Genomic DNA, 20,072 nt, shown 5'->3' with positions numbered 1-20,072 from the left:
ATGAGTATGTATTTGCTCTAAATGTATTTAGAATATAAATTGAATGCAATTTCCTTAAAATGATCTCGTAATTCCTTTGGTTTAAGGACTTCCACCGTATTCATAAAAGAAAATAATAGCGCAATGATTTCGTGATTTAGTTGCACATCCAATTCCAGGATAATACCATCTTCCATTGTCTCCTTTATCTTCTGTGAGCCGTGAATGGGCTTACTTTTTATATAGGGCCATTGCTCTAAGGCGACTTTGAGCACAACTTTTTTACCGGCCTCATCTGGATTTACAGAGACTCCGACTACATCTTCAAAAAGCTCTTCAAAATCATATTTTGTATTGGGCACAAAGGCCACGGAACTATCTTCAATATGGATAATTCTATCTAACGCAAGATTCGTTAGTGATTCAAAACCATCACGTATGCCAAATAAAAACCACCGGTCATTATATTGTTTTAAATACCAGGGATGAAAGTCAAATTCGGATGATTCCTCCTGCTTAAATCCTTGATAGGTGATCTGCAAGGCCTGCTCATTAAATATGGCATTAAATAACCGATTAAAATAACTTAATCCTTTTAAGTAGGGATTCTGCTGAAATCCAACAATGGATTTGGTAGTTTCTTTAAGCCCCAGAGCATCTTCTAGGCGTACCTGCATCTCCTCAATCCATTCAAACTGAGGCATCCCTTTAAAACGAGCTAATACCAGAAAAGTCGATCGTAATTGCTCTGCTTCCATAGGGTTTACCATCTGATTTTTAATGGAAAAATGGGGATCGGAATACTGGTAATAAACACGCTTCCCCTCCCTTATTTTTTCCAGCTCTACGGACCATCCCTGAGAGGATTCCATAAAGGCAATATCGTCATAGATTTGTCTCCTACTAATTCCTTTGGTGTCTGGATCCATTTCTGTCAACACCGCATTGCATGCCTCAATAAGTTCCGGAATCCCATAGTTTCTACCGGGATTGCTGAAGCATTCATCCAGCTTATGATATCTAACTAAAGCGTGCTTATTGGTGGCCATCTAAAAGCATTTCTTGCAAGGTACAAAAGTAATGTGCACTATAGCTGCACGGGTTATTATTTTATTACAACAGTCATTAGAAGACGCTCTCTTCAAAACTTTGCGCAGAATCATTAAAATACCAAAAACCATATTATGAGATTTATCATAGTTCAAGGATATAAAATATCTACTTTTACTATTATACCGGAAGAAGTTAGTACTGACAATGTTATTGTTCTTATGTAGCAATTGAAAAGTATGATCATTCCAAATAAACTTTTCATATGTCAAAAAAAATCCTTTATGTTGATATGGACAACGTGCTAGTCAATTTGCCAGCAGGTATGTCCAAAGTGGATCCTGAAATTTTAAAAGCCTATGGCGATGACCCGGATGAAATCCCTGGAATATTTGGATTAATGCCACCCTTGGAGCAGGCAATTGAAAGTTATGCCCAACTTAGTGAATGGTTTAACACCTATATCTTGTCAACTGCGCCCTGGAAAAACCATAGCGCCTGGAGCGATAAGGTAAAATGGGTTCAAAAATACTTAGGGAAACCTGCCTACAAACGCCTAATCTTATCGCATAACAAACACCTAAATCTTGGGGATTATTTGATTGATGATAGGGATGCAAACGGGGCTAAAGATTTTCAGGGAGAATGGATACATTTTAAGTCTGAACTCTTTCCAGATTGGCCAGCAGTGATGGATTATATGAGACAAAGAAGATAAATATGGAAGTGTAGTACATGACTGTCAAATAATATAACGTGAAGCAGAATAAATAAAGGTTTTCCTGAAAAAGTTGATAATGGGAAATTGCGGTAGCATACTAATTAAAATTAGTCTATTATGAGTTTAGAACACTTAATTGAGAAGTCCAAAACATTTAATTTGGATGAAGTTCGATGGTCAAATCAAGGTGAAAATAGTCGTCAAGAGTTCATAAAAAAGTTTCCTCTTAATTCTTTGAAAGATTTAACAGTTGACAATTATGTTCAGGGGGCAGGAAACAAGAATAGTTTTTGCTACTGGTTGGAATTTAAAAAGATTTTGTTCGGAATAGGGGGTGGTAATGCATTTAAATATGGTTTGTGGAAAGCAACTAAAGACAATAACTACTATGTTGGATATGGCAAGAATAAGAAACAATTGTTAGGGGAGGAGCTTGCGAATTACTTTAATACAATTAAGAAGGGAATAATAACCGCTCTTGCTTTGGTTGAAAAGGATCAAATAGAAGGAATAAAAGACATTAATATTCCTATTCGGAATGATGTTCTCCAGAAAATTATGTCAATGTATTACCCTGAGAAATTTATTGCAATGGGCTCTCCTAAGACAATATTGGAATTTGCGCATGATATTGAGCTTAAAGGAGTTGAATTACAATCAGGAAATGTTATTCAGGTTAATTATGAAAGCAATAAATTTTTAAGATCACGGGAAGAGTTTAAAAATTGGGATTATTGGAAACTGGGCGTTTTTATATGGTTGTACTATAACGATGAATTGGAAGAAATTAAGAACTACAGAAAAGAGTTTAGCGCTTGGTTAGCACAAAATTTTGAAATCAGTAATGGAACTTCAAGCTCCTATATTAAAGCCTTAGATATTTTGTCTAAAATTTTAAAAAAGGAATTATTTACTGTAACAGATAATATTTTCCTTAACGATCTTTATGAGGACTTAATTGCAAAACAAAAAGAACCAAATGGGAGATATTTTTATAAGAAATCCCCATCATATGGGCGAAAAGGGTTTTATTCTGCTGCTGTAAGTTCATACATTCAATTTTTAGACACAACCCCAATTCATAAAGATCAAGAAGCTTTTGCTGATATATTAGAAAAATACAGTCCTGATGACCTAGCTACTTACTTTTCATTTTTATTTGAGTTTTTAAATAAATATCAAATAAAGAAAAGGGACACTAGATTACTATACAGCACATCGAACAATAATCTCGCATTCACTATTGGTCAACGCCTTTCTTGGGTATTACATAAATCTAATAAAAGAGGAAAATTCGGAGTGCTTTCTATTGACAAAATCAGATCTCATAGTGAGGAGTTCTCAGGAAATCGTCCTTTTCCCTTTTTCACATATTTTAATTCTATAGAATTTTCCAAAGAGGACAAAGAATCCATATTCAATGGTTTCGAACAGGAACTAAATAGAACTAATAAATCAAGCTATAGCAAACATACCAACAAAGAATTTGAAAATGCCGTATTTGATAGATCATTTAGAGAAAAATTTACTGGGATCATAAAAGGAGACCAACCAGATATTAGCGATATGAAACAACCTGTTAACACCATTTTTTATGGCCCTCCAGGCACAGGAAAAACATTCCGATTAAAACAAGAGTATTTCGACAAGTACACATCTAAGGAAACCTCTATTTCAAAAGAAAAGCATTTTGAATATGTGGTGGAAAATATTGGTTGGCACGAGTGTTTAGCAATTGCCTTATTGGATTTAGGAAGATCCACTGTTTCCAATATAATGGAACATCCGTGGATTCTAAAAAAAAGGGAATATTCTCAAGCAAAAAATATTAGGGCTAATCTTTGGGGTAACCTTCAAGCACACACAGTAGAAGAGTGTCCAAATGTCCATGTTAAAAAACGCCGAGACCCCTCTTTGTTTTATAAACATGAAGACTCTACTTGGGAGGTAGTTGAAGATCAATTAAGAGAATTAATTCCCGAAATATTTGAAGTTAAAAAATCAGTAGAGGAATTTAATCCTGATCCTGACAAAGAAATAAAACGATATCGATTTGTTACTTTCCATCAGTCATTTTCCTATGAGGACTTTATAGAAGGGATTAAGCCTATTCTTCCTGAAGACGGTGAGGAGGTTAGTGACCTGAATTATACAATTGAAGACGGGGTTTTTAAAGAATTGTGCCGTAAGGCTGAAGCAGATCCAGAAAATCAATATGCCATATTTATTGATGAAATCAACAGAGGGAATATCGCTCAAATATTCGGGGAACTTATCACCTTAATTGAGAAGGATAAAAGATGGGGGGCTGATAATCAATTAAGTACCTTGCTGCCCTATTCCAAAAAGGTTTTCCGAGTTCCCAAGAACCTGGACATTTATGGCACCATGAACACCGCAGACAGAAGTGTAGAGGCGCTGGACACAGCACTAAGAAGACGGTTCTCTTTTGAGGAAGTTATGCCCGATCCTGAGAAGCTTATAGGTAAGAGCGTTGGAGGTATTGATTTGAAGGAATTACTGACGGTTATGAATGAGCGTATAGAACTTCTAGTAGATCGCGACCACACCATAGGCCACTCCTACTTTTTAGAGATCTCCAACCAACAAGAATTAGTAGATGCCTTTAACAACAAAGTCATTCCTTTACTCCAAGAATACTTCTATGGAGACTTTGGTAAAATTGGCCTGGTATTAGGGAAAGGGTTTATCCAAAAAAAAGACAACAAAAAGATTAAATTTGCGGATTTCCAATATGAGAATGAGGATGATTTTAAAAATGATACCTACACATTGGTTAAAATCACGGAGGATAACATAAGTAAGGCCTTAGAGATCCTTTTGAGAAACAAACAATCTGAAGTAGAAGAACAAACAGATTGAAGGCGTTTAAAAAAATATCGGTCTTTGAGCATGAGCGCCTGAAAGTAGGAGAGCAGGGATTTACCCAAAGCCATCTGGATGCACTATTAAAATTAAATGATCTTCATGAAGGCAAGTATTTTCAGCCTATTGCAAAAGGAATAAAGTTCAATCAATATGTTGGTGTTATCCAGGTAGATGGCCTTAGTATTGAAATAAATCCCAAAGCAGACAAGAATGATGACAGTAATAGGTGGAAGGGAGTACTGCTGGGAATGCTTAAGGCCTGTGGAAAGCTTAAAGCATCTTCTTCGGGACCTGCTCGAGTTAAACGGCAACATTTAAATTTATTAGAGGTCTATTTTGAACTTTACCTCTTGGAGATTGAAGGCCTGATTCGCCGAGGTCTTATTAAGCAATATCGCAAACGCACTAATAATGTAAGGGCCTTAAAGGGCAAACTAGAGTTTGCTGGGCAGATCCAAAAAAATCTAGTTCATAAAGAGCGGTTCTTCACTACCCACCAGGTATATGATTCCAATCATTTAATCCATGAAGTTTTGTTAGTGGCCCTTCAAATTGTGGATCAGTTTACCCGAGGCACGAGACTATATGATCACTGCAAACGTATTGAATTTGCCTTTCCAGAATTGACTCCAAGAAAAATAACGGAAGACCTCCTTCAAAAGATTCATTTGGATCGAAAATCCAAAGGATATACCTATGCTATAGAGTTGGCACGTTTGATTATCCTGAATTACTCGCCCGATATTATCTCAGGTAAGCGAAAAATGCTTTCTCTATTATTTGACATGAATGCGCTCTGGGAAGAATATGTTTTTAAAATGCTAAGAAAAGCCAGTGAGGGTACTGGCATAGAGGTTACCGCTCATGATCAAAAGCCATTCTGGGGATATAACTCTCTAAGGCCAGATATTGTCTTATGTAGGGGGGCTAAAACCTATATAATTGATACCAAGTGGAAGCGTCCTACTAACAGTGCGGCCTCTATCCATGACTTGCGTCAAATGTATGCCTACTGCCGTTTCTGGAATGCTGAAAAAGCTTTGTTATTATATCCAGGAGAAACAATAAATAATAGTTTTTTTAAATATAAAACCGATGATTACGCGAACATTGAGGGAAGCTTAGATGAAATAAATCATTATTGTAAGATGGGATTTGTTTCAGTTATAGATGCTGAAACAGGGCAATTAGATGACACTATAGGGGAGAAAGTGATGGATCTTTTAGACAATTAAACACTTTTTAGCATGGCTGCCAAACACATGACTTATAAAGAATTTACGAAGCAGGAAGCAACATTAGTGCTCACTTGTGATTGTGGTTGGGAAGGAAAGTCAGATGAATCCTATATGGATGTGCAATCCAAAATTGTAGATTTAATATGTCCCAAATGTGGTAAGATAGTATTGATTCTTGATATTAAAATTGACCCACCACTTTTTGGTTTTTCTAACTTAGGAACCTCATATAAGGATGATGCAGAAAAACTCATCAATCAGTTTAGTTCCTTGGATGATCCTATAAATGGTGCTTTACATTTTTGTGATGAACTTATTTGGGAATACACACATATTGATCCTAATAAACGTGAAGTGAAATATTGGGAATCAACGAAAAAGGCATTAGAAAAAATTAGAAATGATAACAAATAAGATATACGATTCGAAACCCGATTAAATTGTCAAATAATTTCCCGCACTAAGGTGAGCATCTTGCTAATTGAACAACAGATAAGCCAGCCTTAAGCTTTTTTACAACGGTTAATTTTTGATATAGTAAATTACTTCTTTATGGCCTTAGTCTACGGACAAATAGACACCTTAAAACAGATACGAAGAACCTTAGATGAAAAGGGAATTAGTAGATTTAATTCTACAGGTGATCTTAATAATTTCGTTAAGAACTACGAGAACGAAAAAGAAGAAATTCTCTTTAAAATTGAACATGATTTTGATCTGGAACTAGAGGTACTCGAAGTAAAGGGCACTATCCTCCAACGAAATTACGATACGTTAAATAATAAGGCGGAAACAAAACTCAAGGGCAGAATAAGCAAGCTAAGACAGAAGTGCGAAAGGCTCTCATCTATCCAGGCCAATAATGCTATCATGGAATTGGCCTACTGGTACCAACTCCAATTCTTATTAGGGGTAAAGTTTATACTAGAAAAGAGTTTTAATCTTATCATAAGAATTCAGACTAACAAATCAAGAAAAAGCTTGAATGCAATAAAGGAAGAGATAAATGCACTTGCAGCAAATAGGCAATCCATTATTTCAAGCCGTTGCGAATCCAAGTTTATTGTGCTCGAATATGTAATGAATGTAGTTACGGATCTAAATCCCTTAATTGCAGGAGCAATTGGTGAAAATTTAATCCAGAAAGAATTAGAAAAATTATCAGATAGCTATGTGCTTTTTAATGACTTTTCACTTGGCTTCAATAAACCTATTTATAACAAAAAGGAAAATGACCGCATCTTTAGTATTCAAATAGATCATCTTTTAGTCACCAATGCTGGGATCTTTAATATAGAGACCAAAAACTGGAGCAAGGAATCTATTGCTCGTTTGGATATGAGATCTCCAATAAGTCAAATACGTCGCAGCAGTTATGCTCTTTTTGTCATTCTTAATAGTAGCGAGCAAGGTGCAAGCCATATTCTAAAAAGTCATCATTGGGGGGATAAGAAAATACCATCAAGAATATTGTGGCGATGATCAATAACAAGCCGAAGGGAGAAATCAAGTTTGTTACTATAAAAAAATTGAAGGAGTTAAATAGCTATATAGATTCTTTTGAACCTATATTTGATGATTCTGAGGTAAAAATGATTTCAAATTATCTAATTAAGATGAAGAACTAAATTTTTAAAAAGCCATACAATTAGGATATCTAAATAGTTGACAAGTTGTCAAATGGTTGGATAAGAATACGATAGTTTTTCTAATAATATAAATGTTTTGAGTAATCACTTTTCTTCAGGTTTCTTTAGAAATACATATAAAATTAAAGGGCTGCAGAAATGTTGCCCTTTTTATTATTGTTATAAAATACTATTCCAAATATCTTCAGAGTGCATTCTCTCTAGCTGATAATGAACTTCATTTTCCTCATCTTCAATACTTACAGGGTATTCAATTATAAGATCTCCGCTATTATTTGAAGTTTTCCTATAAAGAATTTCATTTTTATTGATTACCTCAACTTCCAGCCAGTCCCCATTTTCCCAATTTTCTTTACTGACTTCAATTTGACTTCCATCCTCAATCAATTTTAATAAAATATTGGCTTCCATACCGGACTCTCTTTTTGGATCACTTTTATTGTAAAAACCCTTACGTATTATCATTAAAGAGTCATTAATAGTCAAAATTGAATTTGTTTTTTCTAGTAGAATGAAAGGAATTTGTTCATTAAACACAGTGATTTTTTTGCAGTGTTTAGCTACAAAACCGAGCTCCAATTTCTGCAATTTCTCTATAACTTGTAAATACTGGTGATCTGTTGCTATCCTTAACCCTAAAAACGCAATTCCTTTATCTGAAATAGATCTATTAATACATTCAAAAAGTTCATCTAAATGATCAAATGGAGCACCTAAAATTGAAATAATTAAATCAAATTTCTTTTCACCATTAAATTTTGAATACGACTTATTTATAATTGATATACTATCATTTATTGGATTCCAACTACTATTTTGGTCTATAACTGTTAATGGGCAAACCCAATTAAAGTAGTTATTGAGGTAGTCAATGGTCCATCCATCTGCACCTCCAAGATCTAGGATTTGATTTGGAAAATCTATGCGCTTACTAATTATATCAATTATGTTTTCTAAAATTGAAATACTAATTTGTATTTGTGAACTGATCACGATTTTTAGTAATTTTTCATCTTTACCAATGAATTCCAAAAGCTCATTTTCAGATGCACCTGATTCCCTTAAACTACAAAATTGCCAGTAACGGTCATCTTTCAAATAGTTTTGGAGAACTTTTTCATATTTATCAAATTTACCATCGGACAATTCTGGCCTGTAGCCTTTTTTCCTTAGATAGCTTTTTATATTCATATAAAGAGTAATTGTTTCCTCTATGTTAATATTACAAAGTTGGAGCTAATATTATGGAAAAACCAAATAATCTAATAAAAACTATATGTAAAGCATGTAGATTAGCATGTTATACATTTAATCTTTCTCAGGAAATTCATTTAAAATTAAGAGCGGCAGGAATGTTGCTCTTTTTTGTTTTAAGCCCTACCTTCATCAAAGATATAAAATACTATAAATGGCAATCAAAAAATCAGAATTATATAGCTCTCTATGGGATAGCTGTGATGAGTTAAGAGGCGGCATGGATGCCTCCCAATATAAGGACTATGTACTCACCATGCTTTTTGTAAAGTATGTATCAGATAAGTATGCAGGCAACCCTATGAGTCTAATTGAAGTTCCAAAGGGGGCTTCATTTGAAGACATGGTAGCCTTAAAGGGACAGCCAGATATTGGTGATCGTATCAATAAAGAAATTTTAAGACCACTCTTTGCAGCCAATGGGCTGGAAGGCTCTATGGAACTGGTCGATTTCAATGACGATGATAAACTGGGTAGTGGCAAGGAAAAGGTAGATACCTTATCCAAACTTATTGCCATATTTGAAAATCCAGGCCTTAACTTTAAAAATAACCGTGCTGAGGATGATGATATCCTGGGTGATGCCTATGAATATTTGATGCGTCATTTTGCCACGGAATCTGGTAAAAGCAAAGGACAGTTTTATACCCCTGCTGAGGTTTCGAGAATATTAGCTAAGGTTATTAATGCAAACCAAGCAGATAAGCCTTCCTATACCGCCTATGACCCCACTTGTGGCTCAGGTTCTTTGTTATTAAAAGTAGCTGAAGAAGCTCCTAAGGGATTAACCTTATATGGACAGGAAAAAGATATAGCCACCAAAGGCTTGGCTATTATGAATATGTGGCTACATGGTTATCCAGAAGCTGCTATTACTGGAGGTAACACTATTGCATCACCGAGTTTCAAAGAAAACGACGGTACGCTAAAACGCTTTGATTTTGTGGTTGCCAATCCGCCTTTTTCTGCAAAGAACTGGACCAGTGGTATCAATCCAAGGGATGACGAATTTAACCGCTTTAGAGGCTATGGTATTCCGCCAGACAAGAATGGTGATTATGCCTTTTTATTACACATTATCTCTTCATTAAAAAGCACAGGCAAAGGCGCAGTGATCCTCCCACATGGTGTATTATTTAGAGGAAATGCAGAAGCAGCGATTCGTAAAAATATTCTGCAACGCAAGTGGGTCAAGGGAATCATTGGACTCCCTGCCAACCTGTTTTATGGTACGGGAATTCCAGCATGTATTATTGTAATTGATAAAGAACATGCAGATAGCCGCGAAGGTATTTTTATGATAGATGCTAGCAAAGGATATATAAAAGATGGACCTAAAAACCGATTACGTGAGCAAGACCTACACAAAATTGTAGATGCTTTTAACAACCAATGGGAGGTGGATAAATATTCCCGTTTTGTACCCTTTGGTGAGATTGAGAAGAACGAGTACAACCTAAATATTCCAAGGTATATAGATACGCAGGAAGAAGAAGATATTCAAGATCTGAATGCCCATTTAACTGGTGGTATTCCACAAAAGGATATTGATGCTTTGCAAGAGTATTGGACGGTGTATCCAAATCTCAGAAGGGAGTTGTTTACTCAAATTCGTGAAGGCTATTCTAAGCTAAATGTAGAGAAGGCCGTCATTAAAAGCACCATCTATGAGCATCCTGATTTTACGCAGTACAATGCCAAGCTAGATACTTTATTTAAGGAATATCAAGGGCATAATCACCCTATTATGAATGCCATTAATGAAGATACTAAACCCAAGGCATTTATAAAAACCATCGCTGAAGATTTATTGGAACGCTATGCCAACAAACCACTCATGGTACGTTACGATGTGTACCAGCATCTCTTGGATTACTGGAATGAAACCATGAAGGATGATGTATACTTATTGGTAGAAGATGGCTGGAAAGCCACAGTAAAGCGCATTATTGAGAAAAATAAGAAGTCAGGTAAAGAGACCGATAAAGGCTGGACGTGTGATTTAATACCCAAGCAATTGGTGATTGATAAATACCTGGCAGAGGAGCAACAGGCAGTGCAAGAAATAGAAGCCAGGATAGAAGGCATACAGGCAGAAATTACAGGCTATGAAGAAGAACATAAAGACGAGGAAGGGTTGTTAAATGAAGCAACCACTGACAAAGGTAGTATCACCAAAACCACCATTAATGCCTTTATCCAAGCAAACAAAACTAATCCAGATGAAAAGGAGGCAGTAGCACTAGCTAAAACCGTATTGGATTTAATCACCAAAGAAGCAAGTCTAAAGAAAGCCTTAAAAGCCAAAGTGGCTGAGTTGGATGAACTCACCTTAGTAAAATTTAAAGAACTCACAGAAGCAGAAGTAAGAACCTTAGTAGTGGAGGACAAATGGCTCACAGATTTACAAGCCGCTATACAAACTGAAATTGATGCCATTTCTCAGCGATTGACTGGGCGTGTTAAAGAACTGGCAGAACGCTATGAAAATACTTTAGGTGAATTGGATAACCAGACCCAAACCCTAGAAGAAAAAGTAGCTGCTCACCTGGAAAAAATGGGATTGATATGGAATTAATGACTAATCCAGGATATAAACAAACGGAAGTGGGATTGATTCCTGAGGATTGGAATTTACACCAAGTAATTGACTTAATTGATTTACTTACTGATTATGATGCGAATGGAAGTTTTGCTTCTGTTGCCGAAAATGTAAAGGTATATGATTATGAAAAATTTGCTTGGTATGTGCGTTCTACTGATTTAGAAAAGAATTCAAATTTAAATGACGTTAGGTATGTAGATAAAGAATCTTATCAGTTTCTAAAGAAAACCGCTCTTTATGGAGGGGAATTGTTATTCTTGAAAAGAGGAGATATCGGGAATGTGTATTTGTTTAAAATGAAAACAAAATATGCAACGGTAGCACCAAATTTATATTTGTTGAAACTGAATGAAGTATCAAATTCCGAATATTTATACTATTATTTTATTTCTAATAGAGGTCAAAGTCAACTGAAGAGTAAAAATGCAAGCTCAACTTTAGGAGCTTTATATAAGGACGATGTTAAAGCAATTTACGTCCCTCTCCCCCCAACCCTCACCGAACAAGAAGCCATCGCCACCGCCTTGAGTGATGTAGATGCCCTTATCAGCAGTTTAGACAAATTCATCACCAAAAAGAAAGCCATTAAACAAGGGGCAATGCAGCAGTTGCTCATACCTCCATATAAAGGGGGTAAACGCTTACCTGGTTTTTCAGGTGAGTGGGTGGAGAAGACATTGGGGGAAATAATAAATCTTGATAAGGGAGAACAGCTTAATAGGGATACACTCTCTTCAGATGGAGCCTATCCCGTTATTAACGGAGGTGTTGAACCTTCTGGATATTGTGAAAAATGGAATAGAAGTGAAAATACAATTACTATAAGTGAGGGAGGAAATTCTTGTGGATATGTGAATTTATTAAAAACAAAATTTTGGAGTGGTGGACATTGTTATTCCTTGAAATTTAAAACTTCAGAAGCTAATCAACAATATCTTTATCTTTTTTTGAAGTACATGGAAAATTCAATAATGTCCCTAAGGGTAGGCAGTGGATTACCTAATATTCAAAAAGGTAGATTAGTACTATTTAATTGCTCTATCCCAATTGATGTCAAAGAACAAAAAGCCATCGCTCAAATCCTTTCCGATATGGATGAAGAAATAGAGCAATTAGAATCTAAAAAAGTAAAATACCAAGCCATCAAACAGGGGATGATGCAAGAGTTGTTAACGGGTAAAACGAGGTTGGTATGAGTTGGAAAAAGACACCAAATTGGACAGAGAATTTACTTCAGGGCACATCCTTTTGGATGGGGTATAAAACCCAATTATTCAGACATTATCCATTAACAGAAGGTGCAATTGTGGGTGAAGCAGTTTCTTTGATTAAAGGAAGTTTAAAAGACAATTTTACACTTGATTGTGAGTTGAAATATAAAAATCTCAATGTCCCCAAGCTTGGGAAGAAAAGGGCTGATTTAGTAATAAAGAATAATGGGATAATCGATTCGGTAATTGAAGTAAAACGAGCAAAATCTTCAAATAAAGAAGTTACTAAGGATTTTATACGTTTAGCTCAATGTCATAAAGAAAATCCCTCAGTCAGATGTTTTCTATTATTGGTTAGTCAAAAATTTAGACCTTCTAAATATGTGATGGAAGATGGCAAAGCAATATTAAATGAAATAATAGATGAGAAATACATAGCAAAAGTTAGAAGGGCTTGTAAAGCAGCATCATCCTTTGAAAGTAAGAAAAGTGCTCATTATTCTTGTTTAATTGAAGTGAAATATCATGAATAAGCATATAGGCAAACCAGAAAGAGCATCTCAAAATAGGGTCATTCGGTTATTCCAAACCGAATTGGAATATACTTATTTAGGTGACTGGGAGGAAGGAGTACGGATTCAACCCATTGAAGAGGAAATTTTAAAAAAGTATTTATTAGATAAAGGCTATTCCGTCATACAGTCCCAAAAGGCAATAGATAAGCTAGTAAAGGCAGCAAGTAACTTATCCAATGGATTATATGAGGCCAACAGAGAGGTATATCATTTATTGCGCTATGGTGTTACAGTTCGCGAAGAACTGGGGCAACCAAAAGAAACGGTATGGCTCATAGATTGGAAGGATAAAAGGAGTAATGAATTTGGTGTAGCAGAAGAAGTAACGGTTCAAGGGAAACATAAAAAGCGTCCGGACGTAGTTATTTATGTGAATGGTATCGCGCTTGGAGTTATAGAATTAAAGCGCAGTAAAGTTGGCGTTGAGCAGGGTATTCGCCAGAACCTGGATAACCAAAAGGATGAATTTATCCCCAAGTTTTTTACTACCATGCAGTTTGTATTGGCGGGGAATGACACACAGGGATTGCGCTATGGTACCATAGAAACTCCAGAGAAATATTTCCAAACCTGGAAAGAAGCATCCGATACCGAATTTGATTATGTGCTGGACAAGCATATCTATTTACTCTGTGAGAAAAACAGATTCTTAGAGCTTGTTCATGATTTTGTTGTCTTTGATAAAGGCGTTAAGAAATTATGCCGTCCCAATCAGTACTTCGGAATTAAGGCCGCTCAAACCAATGTAAGGACCAAACAAGGAGGTATTCTTTGGCATACCCAAGGCTCAGGAAAGTCATTAGTCATGGTATGGCTCACCAAATGGATACGAGAAAATGTAAGAGATAGTCGTGTGCTTATTATTACAGACCGTGAAGAACTAGATGGCCAAATTGAAAAGCTTTTTACGGGAGTTGATGAAAAAATCTACAGAACCAAAAGTGGTAGAGGGTTAATCAACGTTTTGAATCATAAAACTGAAATGCTGGTTTGTAGCTTGGTCCATAAGTTTGGTAGAAATGCAGAGGAAGGGGATTACGATTCGTTTATAGAAGAGTTAAAAGCCAATTTAGGGAGTTATTTTAAGGCAAAGGGAGAAATTTTCGTATTTGTAGATGAGTGTCACCGTACACAATCTGGCAAGCTACATGATGCCATGAAAATGATATTACCTGATGCCTTATTTATTGGGTATACAGGAACACCATTACTTAAAAAGGACAAACAAAAATCTATTGAAATATTTGGACCCTATATTGGGAACCCATACAAGTTTGATGAAGCCGTTGCAGATGGTGTGGTGCTGGATTTATTATATGAAGCTAGAGATGTAGAGCAATTTGTCACCGACCAACAAAGTATTGACGAGTGGTTTGAAGCAGAAACCAAAGGGCTTACAGATGTGGCAAAAGTAGAGCTCAAAAAGCGCTGGGGCACCATGCAGAAGGTGCTGGGTTCTAAATCAAGACTAGAGAAAATAGTCTTTGATATCATCAAGGATTTTAAAGTAAAACCCAGACTCTCCACAGGAGAAGGAAATGCGATGTTAGTTTCTGGCTCTGTGTACCAAGCCTGTAAATACTATGATCTGTTCCAGAATAGCGGTTTTAAAGACTGTGCTATCATTACCTCCTACCAGCCGAATCATGGTGATTTAAAAGGAGAAGAAACGGGAGAAGACAATCCTACAGATAAACTTCTAAAGTATGAGGTCTATACCAAAATGCTCAATGGAAAATCTACTGAAGAATTTGAAGTTGAGGCTATAGCGAAGTTTATCAAAGAGCCTAATAAAATGAAGCTTTTAATTGTGGTAGATAAACTCTTAACAGGCTTTGATGCGCCCTCGGCAACTTATCTGTACATAGACAAAAGTATGCAAGATCATGGCTTATTTCAGGCTATTTGTCGTGTAAATCGGATAGATACAGAAAGTAAAGAGTATGGCTATATCATAGACTATAAAGACTTATTTCAAAGCTTGCAGAAATCCATTACAGACTATACCTCTCAAGTATTTGATAACTATGACAAAGAAGATGTAAAAGGATTACTTAAGGATAGGCATGCAGTAAGCAAGGAGCGCTTAGAAACTTCCTTAGAGGCTATTATTGCCATGTGTGAGCCAGTACATCCAAAAGATGAACCAAACTTTATAAAATATTTCTGTGGCAATTCAGAAAATCCAAATGATATAAAGGATACAGAAGAAAAAAGAGTAGGCTTATATAAGGCGGTAGTCAAATTAATAAGAGCCTATTCCAATGTAGCCAATGAAATGCACGCTTTGGGTTATTCTGATACAGAAGCAAGCAAAATAAAAATACAAGTACAGTATTATTCGGACCTAAGAGAAACCATTAAGCAAGCCAGTGGTGATTACCTAGATTTTAAACGTTTTGAACCTGGTATGAGGCAGCTCATGGATATGTATTTAGACGCCAATGCAAGTAAGAAGATTTCTGACTTTGAGAATAATTCATTGGTGGATTTGATTGTAAAATTGGGAGATGAGTTAGCAGGAACGCCAGAAGATCAAAAGAGAAGTAGACAAACAACAGTAGCAGAAACCGTTGAGAACAACGTTAGGAAAGTAATCAATGAAGAGTCTCAAGCCAATCCAAAGTATTACGAGAAAATGTCCGTACTTCTTAATGATCTGATCTTAGAAAGAAAACAAGAAACCATAGCATACCTGAACTATTTAGAGAAAATAAAGCAGCTAGCAAAGAATGTTACTGATCCTACTACTAATGCATCTTACCCAACTAATATAAATACAAAGGCGAAGCAAGCCCTATATGATAATTTAGATAATGATGAGGAGCTAGCCACCCTATTGGATAAGGCTATTCGTTATAATAAGCTTGATGATTGGCGTGATGGAGGCATAAAAGAAAAGAAACTCCGTATTGAGGTAAACAAGATTATCAATGACCCTCAAAAAACCATGAAATTAATGGACATAATAAAGGCACAGAGTGAGTATTAGTCCTGAAATATTACAAATTGCTAATGTGCAGATTGATGTTGTTAGGAAGGACATCAAGAACATGCACTTGGCTGTATATCCACCTCATGGTAAGATAAGATTGGCTGTGCCTCAAAACACAGATGAGGAAGTACTAAGGTTATTTGCTATTAGTAAGCTTGGTTGGATAAAAAAACACGTCAAAAACTTCAAGCAGCAAGCCAGAGAAACAAAACGAGACTATGTATCAGGAGAAAGCCATTTTTTCCAGGGTAAAAGATATATTCTAGAAGTAAAACAACACGATGGGTATGGCAAAGTCAGTATTAGCGGCACCAAAAAAATTCACCTAAAAGTTTCAAAAGGAGCCACTGTTGAAGAAAAGGCTAGAATAATGAAAGAATGGTACCGTAAACAGCTGAAAATTCAAATCCCGTCACTTATTGAAAAGTGGGAGAAAATCTTAGGCGTTAAAGTCAATGATTGGGGTGTAAAGCAAATGAAAACAAAGTGGGGGTCTTGCAATACGGATGCTAAACGAATTTGGTTAAACCTGGAACTGGCTAAAAAGCCACCGATATGTTTAGAGTATATAGTGGTCCACGAACTGATTCATTTATTAGAGCGGAATCATAACGACAATTTTATAGCTTATTTGGATAAGTTTATGCCTAAATGGCGAATGTATCGTGATGAATTAAATAATTTGCCCATTGTGCATAATGATTGGGGGTATTAAATTAGATGAATTAGAATCTTAAAATTAGGCAAATCCAATAAAATTAAGAGAAGTAGAAGTTATGGAAATTTCCCCTTTAAGTATTCCCATTGAAAGTTTTGAAAAGCACTTAACAATAGAGAAGAATGAGAGAATCCTGTTTTCGGGAATTTTTGGAATAGGCAAAACTTGGTTTTTGAATAAGTTCTTTAATGAAAATGAGAAATATATTAAGATACATTTGTTCCCAATTAATTACTCAGTTAGTAGTAATAATGACATCTTTGAACTTATAAAAACAGACATATTATTAGAAATTTTAAATTTAAATATAGCTGCATTTTCCAATGCAGAACTTCCTCTATTTTTAAAACTACAAGGATATGTTATCAAAACTTTGGATAGAATTATCCCTTCTTTTATTGAAAATATAAGCCATTTAGGGGAAAGTGCCAGTTTTTCTGAAGACGAATCTTCATTTATTAAGCTTGTTTCTCCATTAGTAAGATTTGTGAATGAATCGAAAGATAAGTACTCAAAATATGATAAGAAAATTGAGGAAAATCAAGAATTAAAAGTAATAAAAGACTACTTAGATCAAAATATTGAAAAACCAGGAAACATTTATGAAAATAATGTAATAACTCAAATAATTTATCAGCTAATTGAAGAGGTAAAGGAAAAAACGAGTAAAAATGTAGTATTGATAATTGATGATCTTGACAGGTTAGACCCTAGTGATATTTTTCGATTATTAAATATTTTTTCAGCACATTTTGATGCTAATACTATGGAAAACAAGTTTGGATTGGACAAAGTTATTTTTGTTGCTGATGTAAAGAATTTGAAAAGTATCTACAAACATAAATATGGTCCTAAAACTGATTTCAACGGATATTTAAACAAATTCTATTCAAGATCAATATTTTACTATGATAATGAGGAGAATATTTCATCGATAATAGGTCAGTTTGTAGATTCCATAAATGATTATTCAATTAATATATTTGGCCCCTGGATGAAAAACTTATTAAGAATGGGTTTAAAGGTAAATTATATTAATCTTAGAATTTTATTAAGTTTTGACAATAGTTCAATCGTTTTACCTTCAAATTTTAAATTTATGATTGGAGAAAGACGATACCCAGAAGAGCATTTTCCATATATTAAATTCCATTTTATTATGGCTAAAATACTTGATGGAGGAGATAACTTCATCGAAATGTTAGATACAATAAAAGATGTTGACAATATGGAAATGCGCCAAGGTGATGTAACGGATTTGAAACATCTTATACCAATTTTAGATATAGATAATATAGTATTTAATGGCGCTCTAAATAGCCATGAAAAGGAGTCATTAAAATGTTTTATACCTGACTTTCAGCAGGAAGTCATTTATACGACAAGAAGTTCTACTCCTGTAATTGCTGAGGATATAATTGTAAAAGAAATTACCAGAGATGATCATTCTTATTCAATGGAAGCACAAAAGATAAATTTGATGTATTTTATGAAAAAAACGTCTGAGAAAATTAGAGAATTAAAATTAATTAAATAATAAGGCATACAATTCGGAATCCCATTAAGTGGGCAAGTTGACAAATAGCTGGAAAATAAGGTGTTACTGTCCCTGGTTCGAGCCCAGGTGGGACCACCAGAAGAAGAGTCCAGCTTATTTACTAAGCTGGACTTTTTCTTTTTAATCCAATGGTCATAGGGTTTTGGAAGATTTAGTAAGGCTCCACGGCTGCTTAGTTATGAGTATACACATTTTTCATCACTTCTGTTTTACCTTCATCTTCAGCTACGGCAGAAGTTGTAAACATCATCACTCCGCTAGATTTGCCTGCCAGTCCACCCTTCAGAACAGTTTCAAATTCCTTATTGGAAATGATACCCGGGTTATTATATGCCTGGACGATAGGCCATACTTTTGGATAAGAATCCTTTCTGATATTTAGTCGATTGCTAAACCAGCGTATATTCTCTTTTACCCAAGCGGGCTCTCTTCCCATTCTCCTATGGTATACCATAGGAGAAAATACATCGATGGTTTCTTTTAATAGATTATAGTCGAGTCCCAGTATGCGACGCCTTGCACTATTAAATTCCTGATCGTCCCACGGACAATGATAAAGTCCAAGGAGCGCCTCTGGTTTGATTTCCTTGATAATGCTTTTTATTTCATAGGTCCAATCATAAATCACCTCGCATCGCCAATTACGCCATGATTCATCATGGTTGTTCAGTATCCATAGTGCCTTCTTTGAGGTAATTCCGTCCGGTATTTCGATTCCTGAATCTTTTGAGAAATTATCAAGACAATGATCACAAAAACACGTTTCGGGCAAGATGGGCTCAGGTTCTTCAAACTGTGCATGCCAATGCACATAGTCCATCCAAACACCATCCAGATCATACTCCAAAAGTAAATCCCGTAGCTGGCCAAAACGATACTGACGGAAACCGGGTTCGGTAGGACAAACCCCCATAAACCACGATGCAGCTTGCACTTTTTCACCTTTTTCATTGATTGCCCAGGCTTCAGGGTGCGTTTCTACATAATTTTTACCATTCAAGGTGGCAAATTCAGCAAATAACAGTAATCCCTCAGATCTGGCCCTGTTAACCATTTCATGATTGATCGATCCGCTGTGGACAAAAATAGCATTAACCCCAAGATTATTGAGATTTAATTCTTTATCCCAGAAAGGTTTAGGGTCTCCATAAACACCCCTGATCTCAGCTGTTTCGGTAGATTTTTGCTCACAGGACATAAATAATAATGGACATAATGTAGTATAAAGTAAAATGTATCGAAAACAGAATTTTATAGTTGAATTCATCTTAATTTATTTTTAGGTATAAGATACAGAAGTATTATGAGGACAGCACCGGCATCTGTCTAGATGTTTGAGCTGGAACACTATAGCTACTTTTTTGCTAGCTGAACTTTATTTCACTCTTTGCATTTTTGTGTTAAATTAATTTATGATTTTAAACATTATGTTCCAGATCAGCAAAAGTTTAAACATTGTAAATTAGTAAAGTTAGACATTGGAAACATTAGAAATTTAAAAAAAAATAAGGCTCCGCTAGCGCGAGCCTGCCTTGTCGGCAGACAGGTATGCTACTCATGTTTCACATTCTTTAAGCGGGCCTCTAAGAGTTTATTTCCTCCCAGTTTGACTTCGCAGATAAAACCCCAG

14 protein-coding genes are annotated in these 20,072 nt (G+C 35.5%); 11 read left to right on the top strand and 3 right to left on the bottom strand.

Features of this window, described 5'->3' with window-relative positions:
* Positions 1 to 17: 17 nt before the first annotated feature.
* Complete coding sequence (locus G504_RS0113825; RefSeq protein ID WP_019670785.1) at positions 18 to 1,028, bottom strand: helix-turn-helix transcriptional regulator; 1,011 nt, start codon at positions 1,026 to 1,028, stop codon at positions 18 to 20.
* Positions 1,029 to 1,294: 266 nt separating this feature from the next.
* On the opposite strand from G504_RS0113825, the gene G504_RS0113820 reads away from it, so the two are divergent.
* The 5 genes from G504_RS0113820 (at position 1,295) to G504_RS0113800 (ending at position 7,359) form a co-directional block, all read left to right on the top strand.
* Positions 1,295 to 1,747 (top strand): 5' nucleotidase, NT5C type, encoded by a 453-nt coding sequence (locus G504_RS0113820; RefSeq protein WP_019670784.1) that lies wholly within the window; start codon positions 1,295 to 1,297, stop codon positions 1,745 to 1,747.
* Positions 1,748 to 1,867: 120 nt separating this feature from the next.
* A complete protein-coding gene (locus tag G504_RS19290) occupies positions 1,868 to 4,633 on the top strand; it encodes an McrB family protein (RefSeq protein ID WP_019670783.1) in 2,766 nt (921 codons plus the stop codon).
* Entirely contained in the window at positions 4,630 to 5,874 is a 1,245-nt protein-coding gene (locus G504_RS0113810) for an McrC family protein (RefSeq protein ID WP_019670782.1), read from the top strand. The genes G504_RS19290 and G504_RS0113810 overlap by 4 nt, the downstream gene beginning before the upstream one ends.
* Positions 5,875 to 5,886: 12 nt before the next feature.
* Positions 5,887 to 6,291 (top strand): hypothetical protein, encoded by a 405-nt coding sequence (locus tag G504_RS0113805; protein ID WP_019670781.1) that lies wholly within the window; start codon positions 5,887 to 5,889, stop codon positions 6,289 to 6,291.
* A gap of 138 nt (positions 6,292 to 6,429) precedes the next feature.
* Positions 6,430 to 7,359: a nuclease-related domain-containing protein gene (locus G504_RS0113800; protein ID WP_019670780.1), complete on the top strand. Its 930-nt coding sequence runs from the start codon at positions 6,430 to 6,432 to the stop codon at positions 7,357 to 7,359.
* A gap of 326 nt (positions 7,360 to 7,685) precedes the next feature.
* Here the strand turns inward: G504_RS0113800 and G504_RS0113790 are convergent, their stop codons facing one another.
* Positions 7,686 to 8,717 carry a hypothetical protein gene (locus tag G504_RS0113790; RefSeq protein WP_019670778.1) on the bottom strand — a complete coding sequence of 344 codons (1,032 nt, stop codon included), beginning with the start codon at positions 8,715 to 8,717 and terminating at the stop codon, positions 7,686 to 7,688.
* A gap of 217 nt (positions 8,718 to 8,934) precedes the next feature.
* On the opposite strand from G504_RS0113790, the gene G504_RS0113785 reads away from it, so the two are divergent.
* From G504_RS0113785 to G504_RS0113760, 6 genes are all read left to right on the top strand, one after another.
* Positions 8,935 to 11,358: a type I restriction-modification system subunit M gene (locus tag G504_RS0113785; RefSeq protein ID WP_019670777.1), complete on the top strand. Its 2,424-nt coding sequence runs from the start codon at positions 8,935 to 8,937 to the stop codon at positions 11,356 to 11,358.
* Complete coding sequence (locus G504_RS18760; protein ID WP_019670776.1) at positions 11,349 to 12,581, top strand: restriction endonuclease subunit S; 1,233 nt, start codon at positions 11,349 to 11,351, stop codon at positions 12,579 to 12,581. The genes G504_RS0113785 and G504_RS18760 overlap by 10 nt, the downstream gene beginning before the upstream one ends.
* The gene (locus G504_RS0113775; RefSeq protein ID WP_157473395.1) at positions 12,578 to 13,129 is read left to right on the top strand and encodes a hypothetical protein; all 552 of its coding nucleotides are present in this window, start codon (positions 12,578 to 12,580) and stop codon (positions 13,127 to 13,129) included. The genes G504_RS18760 and G504_RS0113775 overlap by 4 nt, the downstream gene beginning before the upstream one ends.
* Complete coding sequence (locus G504_RS0113770) at positions 13,122 to 16,163, top strand: type I restriction endonuclease subunit R (protein WP_019670774.1); 3,042 nt, start codon at positions 13,122 to 13,124, stop codon at positions 16,161 to 16,163. Before G504_RS0113775 ends, G504_RS0113770 begins: the two co-directional genes overlap by 8 nt.
* Positions 16,153 to 16,881 carry a M48 family metallopeptidase gene (locus G504_RS0113765; protein WP_019670773.1) on the top strand — a complete coding sequence of 243 codons (729 nt, stop codon included), beginning with the start codon at positions 16,153 to 16,155 and terminating at the stop codon, positions 16,879 to 16,881. The genes G504_RS0113770 and G504_RS0113765 overlap by 11 nt, the downstream gene beginning before the upstream one ends.
* Before the next feature lie 61 nt (positions 16,882 to 16,942).
* A complete protein-coding gene (locus G504_RS0113760; protein ID WP_019670772.1) occupies positions 16,943 to 18,421 on the top strand; it encodes a P-loop NTPase fold protein in 1,479 nt (492 codons plus the stop codon).
* 193 nt (positions 18,422 to 18,614) lie between these two features.
* On the opposite strand, the gene G504_RS0113755 is transcribed toward G504_RS0113760, so the two are convergent.
* On the bottom strand, positions 18,615 to 19,709 hold the full coding sequence (locus tag G504_RS0113755; protein ID WP_157473392.1) for a family 10 glycosylhydrolase: 1,095 nt from the start codon (positions 19,707 to 19,709) through the stop codon (positions 18,615 to 18,617).
* Between the last annotated feature and the right edge of the window lie 363 nt (positions 19,710 to 20,072).

It is taken from the genome of Eudoraea adriatica DSM 19308 (assembly GCF_000382125.1).
In the GTDB taxonomy this organism is placed as follows: domain Bacteria; phylum Bacteroidota; class Bacteroidia; order Flavobacteriales; family Flavobacteriaceae; genus Eudoraea; species Eudoraea adriatica.
This window is presented reverse-complemented; position numbering and strand designations above follow the sequence as displayed.

Bases quoted from the DNA above. Each gene is read 5' to 3' on its own strand.
- G504_RS0113825 (WP_019670785.1), bottom strand. From the start codon at position 1,028: ATGGCCACCAATAAGCACGCTTTAGTTAGATATCATAAGCTGGATGAA.
- G504_RS0113820 (WP_019670784.1), top strand. From the start codon at position 1,295: ATGTCAAAAAAAATCCTTTATGTTGATATGGACAACGTGCTAGTCAAT.
- G504_RS19290 (WP_019670783.1), top strand. From the start codon at position 1,868: ATGAGTTTAGAACACTTAATTGAGAAGTCCAAAACATTTAATTTGGAT.
- G504_RS0113805 (WP_019670781.1), top strand. From the start codon at position 5,887: ATGGCTGCCAAACACATGACTTATAAAGAATTTACGAAGCAGGAAGCA.
- G504_RS0113800 (WP_019670780.1), top strand. From the start codon at position 6,430: ATGGCCTTAGTCTACGGACAAATAGACACCTTAAAACAGATACGAAGA.
- G504_RS0113790 (WP_019670778.1), bottom strand. From the start codon at position 8,717: ATGAATATAAAAAGCTATCTAAGGAAAAAAGGCTACAGGCCAGAATTG.
- G504_RS0113785 (WP_019670777.1), top strand. From the start codon at position 8,935: ATGGCAATCAAAAAATCAGAATTATATAGCTCTCTATGGGATAGCTGT.
- G504_RS18760 (WP_019670776.1), top strand. From the start codon at position 11,349: ATGGAATTAATGACTAATCCAGGATATAAACAAACGGAAGTGGGATTG.
- G504_RS0113775 (WP_157473395.1), top strand. From the start codon at position 12,578: ATGAGTTGGAAAAAGACACCAAATTGGACAGAGAATTTACTTCAGGGC.
- G504_RS0113770 (WP_019670774.1), top strand. From the start codon at position 13,122: ATGAATAAGCATATAGGCAAACCAGAAAGAGCATCTCAAAATAGGGTC.
- G504_RS0113760 (WP_019670772.1), top strand. From the start codon at position 16,943: ATGGAAATTTCCCCTTTAAGTATTCCCATTGAAAGTTTTGAAAAGCAC.
- G504_RS0113755 (WP_157473392.1), bottom strand. From the start codon at position 19,709: ATGAATTCAACTATAAAATTCTGTTTTCGATACATTTTACTTTATACT.